This is a genomic window from Bacteroides sp., from assembly GCF_052357945.1.
GTDB lineage: Bacteria > Bacteroidota > Bacteroidia > Bacteroidales > Bacteroidaceae > Bacteroides.
Map to the genome: position 1 here is coordinate 1 of NZ_DAWCXD010000083.1, position 21,466 is coordinate 21,466.

At 43.9% G+C, this 21,466-nt stretch carries 13 protein-coding genes; 3 read left to right on the forward strand and 10 right to left on the reverse strand.

Annotated elements, in window-relative coordinates; translation table 11 throughout:
• The 10 genes from pdxA to ACT8YW_RS14750 form a co-directional block, all read right to left on the reverse strand.
• Positions 1-895, reverse strand: an 895-nt coding sequence (gene pdxA / locus ACT8YW_RS14705; protein ID WP_444105838.1) for a 4-hydroxythreonine-4-phosphate dehydrogenase PdxA, incomplete at its 3' end; no start/stop codon positions are given.
• Positions 896-899: 4 nt separating this feature from the next.
• Entirely contained in the window at positions 900-1,940 is a 1,041-nt protein-coding gene (locus ACT8YW_RS14710; protein WP_004309802.1) for a DUF4837 family protein, read from the reverse strand.
• 18 nt (positions 1,941-1,958) lie between these two features.
• The gene (gene rlmN, locus ACT8YW_RS14715; RefSeq protein WP_004309803.1) at positions 1,959-2,993 is read right to left on the reverse strand and encodes a 23S rRNA (adenine(2503)-C(2))-methyltransferase RlmN; all 1,035 of its coding nucleotides are present in this window, start codon (positions 2,991-2,993) and stop codon (positions 1,959-1,961) included.
• 105 nt (positions 2,994-3,098) lie between these two features.
• Complete coding sequence (locus ACT8YW_RS14720) at positions 3,099-6,449, reverse strand: DUF4062 domain-containing protein (RefSeq protein ID WP_444105840.1); 3,351 nt, start codon at positions 6,447-6,449, stop codon at positions 3,099-3,101.
• A gap of 211 nt (positions 6,450-6,660) precedes the next feature.
• Complete coding sequence (locus ACT8YW_RS14725; RefSeq protein ID WP_004309807.1) at positions 6,661-8,802, reverse strand: peptidylprolyl isomerase; 2,142 nt, start codon at positions 8,800-8,802, stop codon at positions 6,661-6,663.
• A 119-nt stretch (positions 8,803-8,921) separates the two neighbouring features.
• Positions 8,922-10,178: a hemolysin family protein gene (locus tag ACT8YW_RS14730; RefSeq protein ID WP_004314044.1), complete on the reverse strand. Its 1,257-nt coding sequence runs from the start codon at positions 10,176-10,178 to the stop codon at positions 8,922-8,924.
• Between the two features lie 57 nt (positions 10,179-10,235).
• Entirely contained in the window at positions 10,236-10,853 is a 618-nt protein-coding gene (lptC, locus tag ACT8YW_RS14735) for an LPS export ABC transporter periplasmic protein LptC (RefSeq protein WP_008645327.1), read from the reverse strand.
• 43 nt (positions 10,854-10,896) lie between these two features.
• The gene (locus ACT8YW_RS14740) at positions 10,897-12,222 is read right to left on the reverse strand and encodes a tetratricopeptide repeat protein (protein WP_009039714.1); all 1,326 of its coding nucleotides are present in this window, start codon (positions 12,220-12,222) and stop codon (positions 10,897-10,899) included.
• A gap of 65 nt (positions 12,223-12,287) precedes the next feature.
• Entirely contained in the window at positions 12,288-13,565 is a 1,278-nt protein-coding gene (locus tag ACT8YW_RS14745; RefSeq protein WP_009039713.1) for an OmpP1/FadL family transporter, read from the reverse strand.
• Positions 13,552-14,340 (reverse strand): type III pantothenate kinase, encoded by a 789-nt coding sequence (locus ACT8YW_RS14750; protein ID WP_008020984.1) that lies wholly within the window; start codon positions 14,338-14,340, stop codon positions 13,552-13,554. Before ACT8YW_RS14750 ends, ACT8YW_RS14745 begins: the two co-directional genes overlap by 14 nt.
• Positions 14,341-14,993: 653 nt before the next feature.
• On the opposite strand from ACT8YW_RS14750, the gene lnb reads away from it, so the two are divergent.
• The 3 genes from lnb (at position 14,994) to secA (ending at position 21,267) form a co-directional block, all read left to right on the forward strand.
• Positions 14,994-16,181, forward strand: a complete 1,188-nt coding sequence (lnb, locus tag ACT8YW_RS14755; RefSeq protein WP_128859572.1) for a lipoprotein N-acyltransferase Lnb — start codon at positions 14,994-14,996, stop codon at positions 16,179-16,181.
• A complete protein-coding gene (locus tag ACT8YW_RS14760) occupies positions 16,181-17,755 on the forward strand; it encodes an alkaline phosphatase family protein (RefSeq protein WP_444105844.1) in 1,575 nt (524 codons plus the stop codon). Before lnb ends, ACT8YW_RS14760 begins: the two co-directional genes overlap by 1 nt.
• Positions 17,756-17,952: 197 nt before the next feature.
• On the forward strand, positions 17,953-21,267 hold the full coding sequence (secA, locus tag ACT8YW_RS14765; protein WP_444105846.1) for a preprotein translocase subunit SecA: 3,315 nt from the start codon (positions 17,953-17,955) through the stop codon (positions 21,265-21,267).
• Positions 21,268-21,466 lie beyond the last annotated feature (199 nt).

The window sequence follows — 21,466 nt, forward strand, 5'->3', positions numbered from 1 at the left end:
CCGGAGAAGTACGTACCACCGGCAGGCCTGCCGTATAGTTCACCCCGTCTTCCATAGCCAAGGCCTTGAACGGAGCCAGCCCCTGATCGTGATACATCGCCAGGATACCATCAAAATGAGTATAATTGCCCGAACCCATAAATCCGTCGGCCGCATAAGGACCGTAGCAAAGGATTCCTTTTTCTTCCATTTCTTTCATGGCAGGGATAATCACTTCCTGCTCTTCCATTCCCAACAAACCACCGTCTCCGGCATGAGGATTGAGAGAGAGCACCGCAATACGCGGAGCGCCGATACCGAAATCCTGTTTCAAGCAACGATGGAATATCATCAGTTTCTCCTGAATCAGTTCTTTGGTAATCGTAGTCGCGATCTCCCTGACAGGGATATGTGTCGTAACCAAAGCCACCCGGAAGTCATTCTTCATCAAAATCATCAATGACTTATCACCATTACCCAGACGTTCTTCGATATATTCCGTATGTCCGGGGAAGGAGAACTCTTCCGACTGAATCGTATGTTTGTTGATCGGAGCTGTTACGATAACGTCTATCAACCCTTCGCGATATTCTTCGATGGCACGTTCCAAAGCCCCCAGCGCAGCTTTACCGGCTTCGGGGTCGGGTTTGGAAAATTCCACTTTCACCTCATCATCCGTACAGTTCACCACGCTCAAACGGTTGTACCCCGCTTCGGTAGCAGAGTTGACAATGCTAAAATTGGCCTGTATATCCAGCGCTTTGCGATGATAAGCCGCTACTTTCGGTGAGCCATAAATGATCGGAGTACATAGTTCCAACATCGTAGGGTCGGAAAATGTCTTAAGAATCACCTCATAGCCCACCCCGTTAATATCTCCTTGGGTGATACCTATCCTTATCTTGTTATCTTCCATGTTTTTATTTATTAGTTTGTTCCGCTTCCTTAGATGCTTCTCCCAATGGAATCTGCTTCTGCTGAACTTCATTCGGAAGTTTCAGTGTATACAGAGATGCTTCCATCTGGCGTACCAGGTTGCGTTTCATTTTATCAGGTGAATAAACAAATATTTCTGCAGTAATAATTCGTTGGTTTTTCTCGTCCAGACGAGTATGAGACACATACGGACCACCCATAAAGTCGCCCTTCATACGCCACAGGCCACGTGCTTCCATTGTGTAGCTGTTCTGCACATTGATCGGACGGACATCGGTCAGCAAACTATCGGTCGACATATAAACGCCCTCCTTGAATCCGGGGATATTGGCTTTCATCACGGAGTCACGTTTGTGCACAAAATATTCTTTGGTAAACGTATCCTTGTCAGTGTACGGATAAGAGTACATCACAAAGTTACGGTCGGCAGTACCTGTGTTGGTAGAAGCCCAGAAGAAATCATCCCCGGTCTTTGAATTAGCCAGTTCGGCATCCACCCAGATGTCGCATCCGAACAAACTGTCCACTTTCTGCGAAATGAAATTACTGTGTTTCCCTTCCAGGAACGTAATCTGACGGTTCATTTCCGCACGGGTAAAGAAGTCGACAATCGTCTTTTTGTTCTCTTCCACAAACTTCTCAAACTCTTCTTCGTTCGGAGCCTGGATAGTCAATATCATCTGCGGATTGGCATACACGTCCTTCGCATATTTGAACGAGGCTTTCGTATATATATCCTGTATATCTACAATAATAATGTTACGTATCAACTTCAGCGTAGAATCATAATCTTTCGGTGAAGTATACATAATCCGGAAAGAAGGTTCCGACTGCGGCAAACCGGGCATATCAGCATCGAGCGCATCATGTAAAGCCCTTCCGGCAGCACGATCCCAAACACCGTGATCTACTACAACCAAAAGCTCGTAAGCACGACCACTAGAGGTGTGATTTCCTTTCAGACCACAAGATGCAACGACAAAGGCTACCAAAGCGATGCATAAAATAAAAGAGTACTTTTTCATGATGTTCGGTTTTATATATTAACTTTCATTATTTTTCTCCTGTTTCGCTGTCGACAGCATACCGCAAGCGGCAAAAATATCTTCGCCCCTGGATGAACGGATAGTGGTGAAAAGTCCGTGTGACGTCAGATAATCACGAAAACGGGTCATCGTATCCATGTCCGCCCCCTCGAGGTCTACCCCCGGTATGGCATGAAAACGAATCAGATTCACCCTGCAATCTAGCCCGCGAAGAAGTTTCAGCAACTCTTTAGCATAGACCTGCGAATCATTGAGCCCTTTAAAAACAATATATTCAAACGAAAGTCGACGTTGTTTACTAAAATCATAGTTTTTTAACAGTTCCACCATTTCGGTGATTGAAAACGCCTTTTCCGCCGGCATTAATTCAGCACGCTGAACGGTCAGCGGAGAGTGAAGGCTGATGGCAAGGTGGCAGTCATTTTCTTCGATAAAACGCTGCAATCCTTTCCGTAGCCCGACAGTAGAAAGCGTGATACGCTTCGGACTCCATGCGTAACCGTAAGTAGCGGTCAGTAGTTCCAATGCTTTCAATACCTCATCCAGGTTATCGAGCGGCTCGCCCATTCCCATCATTACGACATTAGTCAGTTTATCCCGTTCCGGCAGCGAATGAATCTGGTTTATGATCTGGCTGGCGGTCAGGTTAGCCGTATACCCCTGTTTACCGGTCATACAGAACTTACAGTTCATCTTGCAACCTACTTGTGACGACACGCACAACGTTGCCCGGTCATCATCCGGTATATAAACCGACTCTACAAAATGGTTCTCACCCACTTTATAAAGATACTTCACCGTACCATCTACAGAGCGCATTTCATCTACCGGAGCTTCCGCTCCCACCTCATAGTTCTGCTTGAGCAACTCCCGGTGTTTCAATGACAAATTAGTCATATCATCAATCGAGGCTACCTTCTTTTCGTAAAGCCAGGATGCAATCTGCTTGGCAGCAAAGCCGGGCATACCCAGTCTTTTTGTCAATGATTGAAGCTCTACAAGAGTCATTCCTAAAAGGGGATATTTAGACATTCTTCTTTCTGTTGATAGTTTATATCTGCAAATGTAAGGAAATAAAGTCGATTTCCGTATAGCAGGAATGTAAAAGTTAACAAAAAAGGAAGTATACCCAAGTTATTATTTAACAAAGCTGATATATTGAAGTAGCGTTCGCGCCAATTCAGAGTCCTCGCCATTCCGTTTCACTTCGTGACCATACGCCTCACGGAAACAAGCCAGCGCATCTTTCCGTTCATAACAATATTTGTGTAAAACCCCTAAGTTTTGACAAGCCACAATCGTATCTTCATTCTCCCATCCCTGATGCTTCTTTCGCAGTTCAAACTCTTTGAAGAAAGCCGCTTTCGCCATTGGATAATCCTTCTTTTTCGTATAAGCCAGTGCTTTGTAGTAATATACCAGACAGGAAGAATCGGGGTCACCATCATCATGAATATCCAGGGAGGTTGCTATACGAATCACATTATCATAATCTTTATTCATGTAATATTGCTGCATAATATCACATCTTAATGCCTCGTAACGGATAGTCAATTCTGCCAAACGAGGCTTTTCGCTGAAAAACACTTCATGCAGAAGAGACTCATGGAAGAATAAAGTAGCGGCCTGCTCATCGTTACGCTCATTCATTATGCGTTTGAATTCTATGCATAGATAATACAACTGTTTATGACAAGCGACTATCTGCTTTCTATTATCTATCTGCATAGAAATATCCAATGCCCGATTCATCAGATTCCACGCTTCATCGTATTGCTTAACACAATAAAGACATCTACCTTGCATACGCATGCATTTAGCCACTCCACTTGACAATCTACCATTCAAAGATTCGTGCATTTTAGCTACTTTCCGGAATTGTTCGGCCGCACTCTCTTCGTTTTTCTTATAATAATCGCAATAAGCCAGCAGTTCGTAAAGTTCAATGATTTCTGCCATATTATTCTCGTCAGTAGAAGCCGCATGATAGCCAAGCGCTCTATTTAGATAAGTCACCGCTTCATTATATTGCCCATTATAATAACATGCCATCCCCAAATTCCTACATGTATCAGTAATCTGGGGTACCGGAATCGGTACAATATTTTCCTGCATCATCAATGCTTTCAGGAAACAATCACATGCCATTTCATATTCTTCGTCACGGGCATAGCGACATCCCTCGTTCATTTTCAGCACTGATCTGGCAATTGGCGGTATAGCAGCTCCTTCCATACATTTCTCACTCACAACATTTGCTACCTTTGTCAGGTGAAAAGAACGACTTAAGAAAGTAGCTATATCATTAGCAATGACAGGAATCAAAAAAGAATCAACCTGACCAAAGTCCGATTCGGCATAGACATCAGGCATAAAAGAAGAGTCGTCGCTCATAAGTGCCTTCCAGCAATCTTCCAACAAAGAATAATTCGTACGATACAGAATTTCGAAGAGTTCTACATCACAAATCCACTTTCTCAAGAAATTCCGCTCCTGCATCTTATAACCTTGATAAGTAATCTCCACTTTATAGCGATAAGAATCATGGTAGCAGAACTGTTTCATACGATAGCTATAATCAGCAAAAGTCAGTTGGTGCGAAAGGATATCTTCATTGTCCAGAAGAGAGGTTATTATTTTATGACGACACTTATCGATGCACATATCGCCTTGAGCGAAGCATCGTTTAATCGCCTCTACCATTTGTGTGTCACAAATACAATATCGCCCTCCTTTGTTGGTGAGCCAGCTACTCATTTCCACTTTCAACTGTGACCAAAGCATCTGATTTATGCCTGCCATGCTCTTTACTTCATCTTCGGTAAATCCTTCTAAAGTAAGTGAAAGCATCAGAAGCGTTCTTCCAATCTCTTCGAAACCATAATCAGCCGACAAACGCCGAAGCACACTGTCATAAAATTGCTCAACCTCATTGAGCCGGCAATATCCACTCATATATTCATAGAGAGCATCGTACTGACCGAACGAAACCAGCTCATTGAGCAATACACTTAAACAGCGCGGTTGTTTAGCCAGCACCCACGAACCAAGAATATCTTCCTGCTGTGCAGACAAGGTCTTGGAGTAAGCAGACAAATATTGTTTTGAGAACTCCTTAGCATCCACTTGTGAAAAACCATTCAACTGGAAATGAACGTACCCATTCTGAATAAAAGGCAGATAGGCAGTAGATGATGCAGAAAAGCTCAACACAACCTTCACGTTTGAAGGGATAGATGCGAATAAAGAGAACAATGATACTTCAGTCGGATTTAAATAACTAATGTCATCAATCAACAGAATGACAGGATACCTTGATGCGCCTAATACACTCCACAATTGAGCAAACTTCTGAATAGAATTCAAATCTTCTTCAATCTCCTTGAGATTTCGAAGCGTGTTTCCCGAAAAAGCACCCAATATATTATTCCCAAGTGCAATCGAATTTTGCACAATATCCATGATTGATTTGGCGGAACTTTGAGACGAGTCCGGCTCTTTAGAAACTTCAGCCGCAAACAACTTTTCTTCACCTAAAGATTGATGTTTGAATGCATTCTGGCACTTTGAGGCTAACATTCTCACCAACGTTGCCGGATAAGAAGACAGAGCAGTACTATCTAACCGATGATAGATGGGAATTATCGGCATATCATTATTCACTAAATCGCTCCAATGAGCCAATAAAGCACTCTTGCCAAGACCACAATCGCCCGTCACTACCAGACACCGTTGCTCATCCGCCGCCAAAAAGTCAGCAAATGCCTGATCTGCTTCAGATATTGAGTGATAATTGAATAAGAGTTCATTGCGTGCCAGTTGTTCTTGCAACTCCTGATTATCTTCAACAGTCAGTATTTCAGGAAACTCCCGTTCAATCAATCTTGTGAAAGCACGCCCTACAAAGTCACACAATTGCTCGGGCGAATCATACTCCTGCACAGGATAACGATCCTGTTGCAAAATACTCTCTTTCAGACGTTTCAGTTTAAGAGCCTCCTCTTCAGGGCAAGACAGTTCATCATCTGCCGACTGTTTTATATAAAAATAGGCATGTAACGGATTGGGATTGCGCAGTACACCAAACTGCATTTCAATTTCCGTCACACTCAAATGGTGATTCAAGTCATCTTCTATCCAACGATATTCCAAGCTGTCATTCAGAGTTTGAGATAAATCTTCATAACTGGGACACCATCCATAGCGGTCGCCTACCATACCAATGAAGAAAGGCCGGGAGTTAACGATCTCTTTCAGGCATATTTCAACAACCTTGCCGCTTTTCGCATCTTCTTCTGTGATTCCCCAACGCAAATCAACCAATGAAATGGTGGCACCACGGCTGGCAGCCTTCACTTGCAAACCCTTAAAGAGTTTGACTAATGCAGAACGTTCCATCTCCATGTCTCTGAACGTTGACGAAAGGAATACACGGATAACACGTGAATTTTCAGCGGGAACTGAATACTGGGCTAGTTGTTTAGTCATAATATAGATTCGTATTAGTTAATGAAGTATTCCACAAAGCCAATTGATAAAGATTGGCAAGATATGGAAATTTAATCAGATAACAAAGACCATAAACAAAAAAAACGAGCACAAAAAAGGCACGGATTACACGGGTTTCGCGGTTCCCTCATAAGTTTAAACCGCGTAAATCCGTGTAATCCGTGCCTACTATCTATTACTTGCTACTTGTTTAGAAGAACAAGAAGCGTGTATCTTTTACGTTTGCTTTCAGATACAAATCATTCATCAGACGGCTGGCAAAACGTGCGTGCATGTTAGTCAGCGTAGCTTCTTCTGCTTTTGCGTCGAATGTTTCGTTCAGTTTGTCCTTGCCGTATACCTGCAATACAAATACTCCGGCATTACCTTTGATAGGAGCGCTCAACTGATTTACTTCAGCTGCAGAAGCATAAGCACCTACCAGCGGTTCGCTGCTGCGCAATGCTGATACGTATGCAGGAGCTGCAAAAGTAACCATCTTCAAAGAGTCGCTGACTGCATTAGTCATCTCTTTGTACTGGTTGAATGAAGTTGCATTGGCAGCTTTCATGTCAGCCATAATCTTTTCAGCTTTCTTATCTTTTACGATTTCAGCTCTCAACTGATCCTGTACTGCTTTCAACGGACGATATCCTTCCGGCTTAATGCCTACCAGACCTACTACCATCATGTGATCGCTTTCGCCACATTCGTACAAGCCGGAAACATCACCCGGTTTTGCTTTATCAAACGCCCATCTCAACGCTTCTTTTGTACCTCTTACGCCACCGATATTGTGTTCAGAGCTACTCAAATCCATTCTGTCGAGCAGTCTGTAACCGGCTTCTTCAGCGTTAGCTACCATCTTTTCTACACTCGGATTAGCTGCGATAAACTGGCTGAAATCATTATAAGCACGGTTGTAAGTTTCTTTGCTGAACTCTACTTCACGTTTGATAACAGCTACTTTATATTTGTCTTTTACAGATTTCTTGTTAGTCACCTGAAGAATTACGTTTGCTTGTCCCATCGGCAAGTTCACCAGTTCGTTCACACCTGCATTGTTGATAGCAGAGATAAATTTCAGGTTATCGCCGTCTATCTGTGCACCTTCGTACTGTGCAGAAGTTAGCCAGTTTGCATCACCAGTCTGACCATATTTCTTTGCCAGATCAGCAAAGTTAGCACCACCCTTGATCGCGTTGTAGATACTGTCAGCCAAGGTCTTTGTTTTCAAAGCATCTTCTGCGTATACCTGAATCTGACGGAATTCGACAGAGTCGGCAGCAGCAGCTTTAGCTACAATTTTGAAAGAGTTGATTGTATTGTCGGCACCGTTATAGTAAGGACCATAAATAGTACCTACCGAAGCAGAGTCCAAACGGGCAACTACATCTGACGGGAAAGCTGTTTTGTTATAGAACAAGTCTACATAAGGAGCTTCCGAGCCAGTCGAGCGGATGAAAGAAGTATAATCTTCCGTAGTAGTAGCCAACTGTTCAGTAGCTTCGTCCACTTCTTTCTGGATAGCAGCTCTGTCTTCAGCACTTGCAGTCACTTGTACATCAATGTACTTGATGTCACGAGTTTCCTGATATTGCTTGAATTGTTCTTTCTTCTTGTTATACAAGTCTTTCAGTTCCGATTCTTTCACTACGATTGTAGAGTCCACTACAGAAGAGTAAGGAATACCAGCCATCAACACGTTGTACTGGTTCACTCTTGCGTCGAAAGCGTCCTGTGCTTCCACCGGATTGGAAAGAAGAGCTTTAGACACCAATGCCTGATACTTTTCTGCCAGACGGCTCTCGATCAGAGTTTTCTGAATGAAAGACCAGTATTTATACATGTTATTGTATTGTTCAGCATACTGTGCCGGCATTTGTGATTCGCTCATCTTGGCATATTCCACGAGGAACTTATTCAACATATCCTTGTCAAAGTTTCCTGTTTGCGGATTCTGGAAAGGAGTTTGTCTCAACAAAGGATGAACGCCTGCTTTCAGGATGTCCTGGATTTCAGCAGCAGAAACAGTCAATCCCAGTGCTTTTGCTTCTTTTTCGATCAGTTTATTGTTTACGTAGGAACGCCATACTTCATCGCGCACCTGATTGGTTTGTTCGTCATTCAAGGCGGTCACCCCACGCATGAGTTTCACCACTTCGGTATATTCTTCTACCAAATTCTGATACTCTTGAGCGGAAAGAGCGTCTCCGTTCACCTCACCTACGTCATGTGCCTGATGCGGCTGCATCACCTTCCATGCGTCACCCGCAATGAAAGCAAACAGCGCCAAGCCGATAACAATCACCAATAGAGGTCCTTTCGACCTAATGTTTTGTAACGTTGCCATTTTGATTAATACGATTTATGTTTATTATTATTTCTTTCTTTTGTCGTTTTAGCGCACGAAGATACAAAAAATGCTAATATGCATCTATTTATTGGCTAAAAATTTCTTGATTATCGTCATTATTCCAAGACTTTTAATCGCACGAGTTCTATTTTTGTCGCTGTGACCTTAATTATCTTGAATTGATAACGTCCTACCCGGACCACTTCATGCAACTTCGGGAAGCTCTGATATTGGTTCAGGATCAACCCTCCTACTGTCAGATAATCATCCGACTCGGGCAAGTCGAGTCCGTACGTCTCATTGACTTTTTCTATCTCCAGGCGGGCGGACAACACATACTCGCGTTCGTCGATCTGCTTGCTGATATAGGAAGTGTTATCGTGTTCGTCTTCTATATCTCCAAAGATTTCTTCAACGAGGTCTTCCAAAGACACGATGCCGGACGTACCGCCAAATTCATCCACCACTACGGCAATCGTTTTCTTTTGCTGCATGAAGAGTTTCATCAGTTTATGGGCGGACATCGTTTCGGGCACAATCGGCACTTGTTTCACATTCTCATGCCAGTTTTTCGGGGCACGGAACATTTCCGACGAATGGATATAACCGACTACATTGTCGATATTCCCGTCATATACGATTATCTTGGAGATTCCGGATTCTATGAAGCGGCTTTTCAGCTCGTCCAGCGAGGTAGTCAGATCAACAGCCACCACTTCGGTACGGGGAACGATGCAGTCGCGGATTTTTATGTTCGAGAAGTCGAGGGCGTTCTGGAAGATTTTCACTTCCGTGTCCAACTCTTCTTCATTTTCGGCATTATCAATGCTGCTTTGTACGAAGTAATCGAGGTCGACTTTTCCAAAAGCTCTGTCGGACGCATCCTTATTAACTTTCATTCCAAAGAGACGAAGGAAGATACAAGACAAGCCGGAGGCTAATTTGGAGATGGGATAGAGAACCACATAACAAACAATAAGCGGAATGGCAAAAACATTCAAGACCAGATTAGGATTGATTTTGAAGATTGTTTTCGGCAAAAACTCTCCGGTCACCAGGATAATCAGGGTAGAAATAACGGTCTGCGCCAACACCATCAGGAAATGATTGTCAATGAATCCCGCCAGCAGATTGTCGCCGATAATCTGTGCCATCAGAATACCATAGATGACTAGTGCGATATTATTCCCCACCAGCATGGTAGAGATAAATTCATTCGGGTTCTTGAAGAAGATAGAAAGGATGCGGGACGTAATTCCCCCCTTGCGTTCCATCTCAAAACGCAGTTTGTCTACCGACACAAAGGCAATCTCCACTCCTGAAAAGAAAGCAGAAAAGACCATGGTGATAATTAGAGAGATATAAATATTCATAAGTTTTGATTTACGATCAGACGATTTACGAGGTACGGTACAATGATATGACTTCGCCTATTTCGCAGTATCTTTATTCACTGAATCCGGCAGTGCTTTTGTTTCCGGTTGGGGCGGACCGCTACTCGCTTCCTCGTCCACATAGAAAATACCTTCAATATTACGAATGGTATATATAGTCATTTGCTGGTTCGAGTCGAAGCCGTGTCCTGTGATAATTCTGTCCGGTTGCTGAATACGTATAAACTTGTCGGAATAGACTTTTTGAGTGGCCTCATTCCAGTAGAGCAGTTCGGTGTTAAAACGCTCTCCTTTGCGGTTCTGTATATCCACATTCCCTATCAGCTTCCAAAGCCTTTCTTTGTCATAATAATAGGCAGTATCTGCTTTAATACTGGCTTCTACATTAAAGATAGAGTCGAACTGCTCCATATACACACCTTTTTCAAACGCCCAATACGAAGGCTTTTTACGGTCGTACATCATCCACTCTTCCGTGTTCACCCTATAACGTGTCACTCCGGAATCGGAAATAAGGGTAGTAACTCCCAATGTGGTCATCACCGGAAGAGAATCACGTTCTGTGATAGCCTCTCCCATAGCTTTCTGTTTTCCGCCACAGGAAGATAATAAAAGAAGCATAACAACCACCCCGAAGGTGATTGTTATGCTCATGCTTTTATGCAACAAACGGTTTCTTCGTTTTCGCAACATACGGTTATCTAATCGTTGTAGTCTCTCCTATCCAACCGCCGATAGTGATGCGGTCGCCTTGCTTGTAACCTAACATAAACAGGTCTTTAGCTTGTGGAGTATGACCAGAATATCTACCGATCAAGCTGTTAGCTTCTTCAGCTACGCTCGGATCTACTTGTTTTGCACGTTGCAGTTTGTCGATTACTGCAAAGTAAGTACACTTGTTCAAAGCTGACTCGTCGCTCCAGTTAGGGCTCATTGCATACAGATTGGCAATCAGGATATATGGAGCACCATAGTTTTCGTTGAACCCGATAGCTTTCTGACAATATGCTCTTGCTTGAGACAGTTTTTTAGCAGAAGCCAATACAGCTCCGGCAGCGTATGCTTTTTCAGCTTTCTTCACGTTGTCAGTTTCCAATCCAATGGCTTCGTCGAAGAATTTGACAGCACCGTCGATGTCACCTTTCTTAAATGCTTGGTAAGCACATCCGGTAGCGGCATCTGCACTAGGTTCTATTTTGTACACATAGAAAGCAGCCTGTTGATAAGCTTCGCTTTCCGTACATCTCATCATTTTCATGATATCGATTACTTTCTTCAAGTAAGCCAGGTCTGTTTGGTTAGCTTCTACTTTCGGTCCATAGATGTTTTGCAGTGATTCGCAATCAGCCGTTCCGCTGTTTACAAACAAAGCAACCAGATTATCTTTGATACCTTGCAAGTTTTTCTTCTTTGCTTCGTTCGTTTCAGCGGCAATAGCAGCATCAGCATATTCAGAAGCAGCCAGATAATCCTGAATGAATTGTTCCTTATGGTTAGGATCTGTTTTCAGTTTATCCAAAGACATTTGCAGGAAATAGAAGATAGTAGCGGCAGCAGATTCAGCTTTTACTGCATTTACCGACTGGCTCAACCATTGATAAGCCTGATTAACATCAATTTTCGGAGCGAAAGCGATGTAATCTACTGCTTTGATACCCAGAGCTTCATCAGCAGAAGACACTTTTGTACCTTTAGCCAAGAACTCATCTGTGTATTTGATACGCAAATCATGCGTATTCATCAGCTCATCAAAATATTTCTGATATTCCGGATTATTCCTATCCTTGATTTGTCCCATCAAGCCTTTCAGAATTTTATATCCGTCAGTAAATGTATAGAAACGAAGCGTCGGGCAGTTTTCCAACACAGCTTTCCAAGGAGTATACGCATCTTTAAAATTACCTGCACGCACAGCTTCATGCGAGATACTACTGTTCGAGTTACAGTTAGTCGCATCCTGTGCTACCACAGTGGTTGCCCCTGCCGAAAGGAACAACATAGCCACAAGCGTTTTAATTTTCATTGTATCTAAATTTTAGTTGTTATTATTATAGTCGTCTATTCTTTCTCTTCTTACATTCATCTCAATTACTCTACTCTGCGTTTGAAGAACCAACGTTCGTTGAACGTCAATCCGATGCTAACGCGGAAGATATTTTCGTTTACAAAGGTCGATTCCTGTCCACTTACACGAACAAACTGCCCGCTGATGCTAAGAATGGAACGGGAACGAGGCACAGGCAGACCGAAACCGGCAGTTACGCCATATTCGCGGGCTGCGTCTTTACCACCAATCTTATAATACGGAGTCGTATAATAAGCTCCCAAACGATATTTGATGTGGGATAAATAGGAACGTCCAATCAAATTGGGAATATATTCCGCACCCACTGATATTTTATGACGGTCGCAATACGTGTATGTTTCATCAAAATCTTCACGTACAGCATCATCCGATGTATTTACGCCAAACTTTGTTTTTGACCATTGCTGCAAACTATAATCCAGACCGACAGTCAAACGTTTGTCATAGTTATATGTAAAGCCGACGCCAAAAGTATTAGGCACTTCAAGCGTAGCATCCCAATCCTGACTGACAGTTGAGCTAGCTTGCGTCGTTACTGTATAATCATTATTCAGTTTATGCTTCGGAGAATATACTGCTCCGATAGTGGCTGAATGTTTTTTGTTAAATTCTTGCGTATATTGCAATCCAAAATCCAGTTTATAATCCGACACTGACACAGCATTCTGCCTAATGTAAGAATAAGCAGAAGCGGTATTCGGATAAAGCTGCGTCAACGAGCGGGTTATGTCTCCCCAAAAATAAGAAGCATTCACACCAACAGACAGGTTTTTCAAGACTTTTACACCCGCACCAACATACAGTTGATGTAAACCTCCCTCACCAGTAAGGCTTTTCGTGCTATACGGTGAAGTTTCTGTAGCCTCATTGCTTTCCGATACAGAATATCCCACATTGGAGAACGGCAACAGACCGATACTCATCGCTACCCTCGGATGCAAACGAAATTGCATAGCCAGATAGTCAAAGCTAGAGTTTTTAGCGTTCAGTTTCACACCACCGCCACTAATATTCATATTTTGCAGACTAACGCCTCCTTCAAAAATAAACGTCAACGAGTCAATGGCTGTATACGAAGCAGGATTCAGCGGATTGATCTGTGCTCCATCCCGAAGTCCAAAAGCAATTCCCCCCATCGCCTTGCTATTCCCGAAACTCTGATCGGACAAGTCGCCATAGCCATATCGTGTATAAGGAGAGTTTGTATTATTTTGAGCGATTGCCATTCCGGTAACCATCGTGAGCAAAAGCGCACAAAGTGTGTGTTTAAATCCTACCATTATTATAGTTTAAAATTCTATTTAATCCTTTCAACACTAAAAATCTATCTGCAAAGATGATACTTTTTACGCTGCTATCAAAAGAAAAATCATCTCCGCCCGTTAAAAAAACCAAAAGTTCAGGATATTTATGCTTCATAGACTCAATATAACCTGAAATTTCGTATTCCATCCCTTTCATCACTCCGGCGCGTATAGCCGTTTCGGTGTCCCGTCCCATCGGGAGTTTGCGCCCGTTGGTGTCTACCAGAGGCAAACGTCCCGTAAACTGATGCAGTGCCTTGAAACGCATCTGCATACCGGGAGAAATATTACCGCCATGATACTGGCCTTTTGAGTCGATAAACTCGTAAGTAATGCAAGTTCCCGCATCAATCACCAATATATCCCGATGAGGAAACTGCTCATTAGCACCCACTACGGCAGCCATACGATCATATCCCAATGTTTCGGGAGTTTCGTACAGGTTGACAACCGGAAGCGGAGTCTGATGATTGAGCCAGAGCAAAGGAAACGGCAAAGCGGCCAAATCAGCTAAAACCTTTTCGTTTAGATCAATGACAGTAGCCACAATCCCCTGTTCAACCGGATATTGAGAACAAAGAGCTTTCAAGCAACCTAGAGACTGATTGGATTCAGCTACTACATCCACCATTTCTCCGCCGTCGAAGAAAGCAATCTTTGCCTTTGTATTTCCTATGTCGATTATTAAATTCAAATCTTTTGGTTCTTTAGCGGGCGCAAAGGTAAAGTAAAAAAAGAAAAGTTGAAGCATAGAAGAGGAATTATCTTCTTTTTTCATTTTAGAAATCCCCCCAAACAAAAATATCGAACTATCTATTTTTAAATAGATCAATTATCTTTTATTGTTTATTATGTATTCCACTTTGCGTTCGGCAGTCCTTTTTCATTACATCATAAACAGCTAATAAGCAATAGATTACAAGAGAAAAACAGCGTTCCACAAAGCGTTTCACTATTTTGTAATCAATTTTCCGTTCCAACAGAAACATTATTTCATCCAAACAGAGGCTCCGTTTTATCTCATCTAAAGGCAAATTTCCTGAATCATCTTCATTTTTTCATTCACAAAACACAGAAAAAGTGTGTTGAGCGAACTATATTATATAGATTATTATATTTTAGTATTTATATATGTTCGGTTGGTGGTTCGCCTACTTTTTTTCGAGCGTTGCAAACGCATGACAGACAAGCAGTTGAGCCACCTTCAGGGGGTGTTCGTTTGGCTGTTCGATTTTTTAGTCCCCAAATAGAGGCTCTATTTGAGGGAAACAGAGCCTCTGTTTAAGCCATATAGAGCCTCTGTTTGTATGAAATAGAGACTCTATTCCGATAAAACAGAACCACCGTTTTCCCGAATCCAACAATTCTTCCTATATTTGCCACCAAAATAAAACGAGCCTGCTAATGAAACGGTTTTTCTTATATACAATCCTCTCCTTCTTCCTGCTGCTTCCGTCCGCCGGACAAGCACCTGCCAACAGCAACGACTCCATCCGCTTGAGCTTGTTGACTTGCGCTCCCGGAGAAGAAATATATTCCCTGTTCGGACACACTGCCATCCGCTATGAAAATCCGTCACAAGGGATTGACGCTGTGTTCAATTACGGATTATTCAGTTTCAACACTCCTAACTTCATCTTCCGCTTCTCGCTCGGAGAAACCGATTACCAACTGGGGGTAACGGATTATGAGCATTTTGCGGCTGAATACGCATTCTACGGACGCAGCGTGTGGCAGCAGACACTGAACCTGACTGATGAAGAGAAAACAGAACTAATCCAGTTATTACAAGAAAATTATCGCCCGGAAAACCGGGTGTACCGCTATAATTTCTTTTACGACAATTGCGCCACCCGTCCCCGGGACAAGATAGAAGAAAGCATTGCAGGAAAGGTGGTTTATCCGACGGAACCGCAGGATGGTTCGCGCACTTTCCGCGACATCGTACATCAATATTGCAAAGGACATCCGTGGGCGCGTTTCGGCATCGACCTCTGCATCGGAAGCGAAGCCGACCAGCCCATCACACAACGGCAAATGATGTTTGCCCCCTTCTATCTGATGGATGCTTTCGACGGCGCACAGATTTCCACAGATACCTATTCCCGTCCGCTTGTCAAGACCAACGAACTGATAATCGACGTCACTCCCGAACCGGATGAAAGCGGCTGGATGCCCACTCCTCTCCAATGCTCGTTGCTCTTATTTATACTGACAGCCGCCGCCACAATCTATGGCATCCGCCGAAGAACCGGATTATGGGGGATCGACCTTGTTCTTTTTGGCATGGCAGGTATCGTGGGATGCGTCCTCGCCTTCCTCGCCCTCTTCTCCCAACACCCGGCAGTCAGCTCCAATTTCCTGTTATTGGTTTTCCATCCGGGACAACTTCTTTTCCTTCCCTACATCGTATATTGTGTCCGAAAAGGGAAGAAATGCTGGTACTTGACCTTGAATCTGGTCGTTTTAACACTTTTTATAGTGCTTTTTCCTGTAATTCCGCAAAGATTTGACTTTGCTGTTGTACCTTTGGCACTCGTTTTGCTGATACGTTCAGCAAGCAATCTGATTGTGACATCTAAAAAGAAATAATGAAAGGACTACTAACTTCCCTCATCACCGTACTGACTTTCACCGGGCTACAAGCCCAGTCACTGCCTTCCGCCCCTAAATTAGTGGTAGGGCTGACTATCGACCAACTGCGTACGGACTATCTGGAAGCGTTTTCGTCACTCTACGGCGAGAAAGGCTTCAAACGTCTTTGGAAAGAGGGAAGAGTGTTCCATAACGCCGAATATACCTTCTGCAACGTAGACCGCGCTTCTGCCATCGCAGCCATTTACAGTGGCACGACGCCTTCCATGAACGGAATCATCTCCCAACGATGGATGGACGCCTCTACCCTTCGCCCCGTCAACAGTACGGACGATACCGAATTCATGGGATATTACACCGACCAAACGGCCGCACCCACCAAATTATTGACTTCCACCATTGCCGACGAGCTTAAAATAGCGACCCAAGGCAAAGGACTCGTATATGCCATCGCCCCCGATTGCGACGCCGCGCTTTTCGCAGCCGGACATGCCGGAAACGGTGCTTTCTGGCTCAATCCCAACACCGGAAAATGGAGCGGAACGACCTATTATGGAGAATTTCCGTGGTGGGCAAGCCAATACAATGACCGGCAGGCGATTGATTTCCGTATTGCGGGTATGACATGGGAACCGGTATTCCCCCGTGGCATGTACACTTTTCTGCCAGATTGGCGGGATATACTCTTCAAATATAAATTTGATGACGACCGTAACAATAAGTACAGACGCTTCATCGCCAGCCCTTTTGTGAATGACGAAGTGAACGCACTTGCCGAAGAAGCATTGAACAAAAGCTCCATCGGCATGGATGACATTACTGACTTATTGACACTTACTTATTATGCAGGAAACTACGCACATAAATCCGTACAGGAATGTGCCATGGAAATACAAGACACCTACGTGCGTCTCGACCGCAGCATCGAAAACCTGCTCGAAGCACTCGACAAGAAAGTAGGACTACAAAACGTGCTTATTTTCGTCACTTCCACCGGATATACGGACAGCGAATCGGCTGACTCGGGATTGTACAAGATTCCCGGCGGAGAGTTTTATCTCAACCGTTGTGCCGCCCTATTGAATATGTACCTGATGGCTACGTATGGCGAAGGAAAGTATGTGGAAGCTCACCACAACCAGCAGATTTATCTGAATCATAAATTGCTGGAAAAGAAGGAACTGAATCTGGCAGAGATCCAACAAAAGTCAGCAGAATTCCTGATGCAGTTCAGCGGAGTGAACGAAGCATATTCAGCCAACCGACTGTTGCTGGGTTCATGGACACCGGAAATTCATAAAATACGCAACGGCTACCACCGCAAACGTTCGGGCGACCTCGTAATCGACGTCCTTCCCGGATGGACCATCGTCAACGAGAACGGCGGCGAAAACAAAGTGGTACGTCATTCTTATATCCCTTCACCGCTGATTTTCATGGGACATTCCGTAAAACCGGCCATTATCCAGACACCTGTAACCATTGAACATATTGCGCCTACACTGGCACATTTCATGCGCATCCGGGCTCCCAATGCCTGTACTTCTGCTCCTATTACCGACCTACGGTAAAAATTTACTCACAAAAACAGGGAGCAAAACATAAATAAATCAGCATTTTAATGTAACTTTGCGGAGATTATTCGCCACAAATCCCACAGATTCACACAGATTAAAAAGAAAGATCCGTGTTCTATATGAAAAAATCTGTGTAAATCCGTGGAATCTGTGGTGCAGAAAAAGATAAATAATAAACTAAATAATATAACATGGGATTTAATGAATTTTTAAGCTCGATTTTCGGAAACAAATCCACACGAGACATGAAAGAAATCAAGCCCTGGGTGGAAAAGATCAAAGCTGCCTACCCGGAGGTTGAGAAACTGGACAACGACGCCCTCCGTGCCAAAACGGAAGAACTCAAAAAATATATCCATGAATCGGCTACTGCCGAACGTGCGAAAGTGGAAGAGTTGAAGGCAAGCATCGAGACACTGGAACTGGAAGACCGCGAAGAAGTCTTCGCACAAATCGATAAGACAGAAAAAGAAATTCTGGAGAAATATGAAAAAGCACTGGACGAAGTACTGCCCGTTGCTTTTTCTATCGTGAAAGCCACTGCCAAACGTTTCACAGAAAATGAAGAAATCGTTGTTACCGCTACGGATTTTGACCGCCAACTGGCTGCAACGAAAGACTTTGTACGCATCGAAGGTGACAAGGCCATCTATCAGAATCACTGGATAGCCGGTGGTAACGATACGGTATGGAACATGGTTCACTACGATGTACAGCTCTTCGGTGGTGTCGTTCTGCATAAAGGTAAGATTGCGGAAATGGCAACCGGTGAAGGTAAAACATTGGTGGCTACCCTCCCGGTATTCCTCAACGCACTGACCGGAAACGGTGTGCACGTGGTTACCGTGAATGATTACCTCGCCAAACGTGACTCCGAATGGATGGGACCTCTTTATATGTTCCACGGCTTGAGCGTGGATTGTATCGACCGCCATCAACCGAACTCCGACGCACGCCGTCAGGCATACCTGGCAGACATCACGTTCGGTACGAACAACGAATTCGGTTTCGACTACCTGCGTGACAACATGGCTATCAGCCCGAAAGATCTTGTACAACGTCAGCACAACTATGCCATCGTCGATGAGGTCGACTCGGTATTGATTGACGACGCCCGTACTCCGTTGATTATCTCCGGTCCTGTACCGAAAGGCGACGACCAATTGTTCGAGCAACTCCGTCCGTTAGTAGAACGTCTGGTAGAAGCACAGAAAGTATTGGCTACCAAATATCTCTCCGAAGCAAAAAAACTGATCGCATCCAACGATAAGAAAGAGGTGGAAGAAGGATTCCTCGCTTTATACCGCAGCCACAAGGCATTGCCGAAAAACAAGGCTTTGATTAAGTTCCTTAGTGAACAGGGTATCAAGGCAGGTATGCTCAAAACGGAAGAAATCTACATGGAACAGAACAACAAGCGTATGCATGAAGTTACTGATCCGCTGTATTTCGTGATCGACGAGAAACTGAATAGTGTAGACCTGACAGACAAGGGTGTAGACCTGATTACCGGTAACTCTGAAGACCCGACATTGTTCGTTCTTCCGGACATCGCCGGACAACTTTCGGAACTGGAAAACCAACATCTGACTAACGAACAACTGCTTGAAAAGAAAGATGAACTTCTGACAAACTATGCCATCAAATCGGAACGTGTACACACCATCAACCAATTGTTGAAGGCTTACACCATGTTCGAGAAAGATGATGAATATGTAGTAATCGACGGACAGGTGAAGATCGTAGACGAGCAGACAGGCCGTATCATGGAAGGTCGCCGCTACTCTGACGGATTGCACCAGGCTATCGAAGCCAAGGAACGTGTGAAAGTGGAAGCTGCTACGCAGACCTTTGCAACGATTACTTTGCAGAACTACTTCCGTATGTATCACAAACTGTCCGGTATGACCGGTACTGCTGAAACGGAAGCAGGCGAACTTTGGGACATCTACAAATTGGACGTAGTCGTGATCCCGACCAACCGTCCGATTGCAAGAAAGGATATGAACGACCGCGTTTACAAGACGAAACGCGAAAAGTATAAAGCTGTTATCGAGGAAATCGAAAAATTGGTTCAGGCAGGACGTCCGGTATTGGTGGGTACTACTTCGGTAGAAATCTCCGAAATGTTGAGCAAGATGCTTGCCATGCGCCATATCGAGCACAAGGTATTGAACGCCAAACTGCACCAAAAAGAAGCAGATATCGTTGCTACTGCCGGTTTGAGCGGAACAGTAACCATCGCTACCAATATGGCAGGTCGTGGTACCGACATCAAGTTAAGTCCGGAAGTGAAAGCTGCGGGCGGTTTGGCCATCATCGGTACGGAACGTCACGAATCCCGTCGTGTAGACCGCCAGTTGCGTGGTCGTGCAGGACGTCAGGGTGACCCGGGTTCTTCTATATTCTTTGTGTCACTGGAAGATGATTTGATGCGTCTGTTCTCCTCCGACCGTATCGCCAGCGTAATGGACAAACTTGGTTTCCAGGAAGGCGAAATGATCGAGCACAAGATGATTTCCAACTCTATCGAACGTGCCCAGAAGAAGGTGGAAGAAAATAACTTCGGTATTCGTAAACGTCTGTTGGAATATGACGACGTGATGAACAAGCAGCGTACAGTGGTTTACACCAAACGCCGCCACGCTTTGATGGGTGAACGTATTGGTATGGACATCGTGAACATGATTTGGGACCGTTGTGCCAATGCTATCGAAAACAATGATTATGAAGGCTGCCAGATGGAACTGCTTCAGACATTGGCGATGGAAACTCCGTTCACTGAAGAAGAATTCCGTAACGAGAAGAAAGAAAAGTTGGCCGAAAAGACTTTCAACATTGCGATGGATAACTTCAAACGCAAAACTGAACGTCTGGCACAGATCGCTAATCCGGTTATCAAACAGGTATATGAAAACCAGGGACACATGTACGAAAACATCCTGATTCCTATTACAGACGGTAAACGGATGTACAATATCTCTTGTAACCTGAAAGCGGCTTACGAATCGGAATCTAAAGAAGTGGTGAAATCGTTCGAGAAATCAATCCTGCTCCACGTTATCGACGAAGCATGGAAAGAAAACCTCCGCGAACTGGACGAACTGAAACATTCCGTACAGAACGCAAGTTACGAACAGAAAGACCCGCTGTTGATTTATAAACTGGAATCTGTGACTTTGTTCGACGCCATGGTGAACAAGATCAACAACCAGACTATATCTATCTTGATGCGTGGACAAATTCCTGTACAAGAGGCTCCAGACGAATCAGCACGCCGTGTGGAAGTACGTCAGGCTGCTCCTGAACAGCGCCAGGATATGAGCAAGTATCGCGAAAACAAAGAAAATTTGAGTGATCCGAACCAGCAGGCTGCTGCAAATCAGGATACTCGTGAACAGCAGAAACGTGAACCGATTCGTGCAGAGAAGACAGTAGGTCGTAACGATCCTTGTCCATGCGGAAGCGGCAAAAAGTATAAAAACTGCCACGGAAAGAACCTTTGATTAATTAATAATTAAAAATTATAAATTAAAGGTTGGAAATTGTAGGGTAATGTGCTTTATGGCATAGTCTCTCTATATTCAACTTATAAAAGAAAGTCTCAAACGGTTAAAAACTGTTTGAGACTTTCTTTTATTCTTCCAAAGTTGTACTTTTGTTCAAATTACTAAATAGAACAAAACTATGGCAAAATCTTATTCA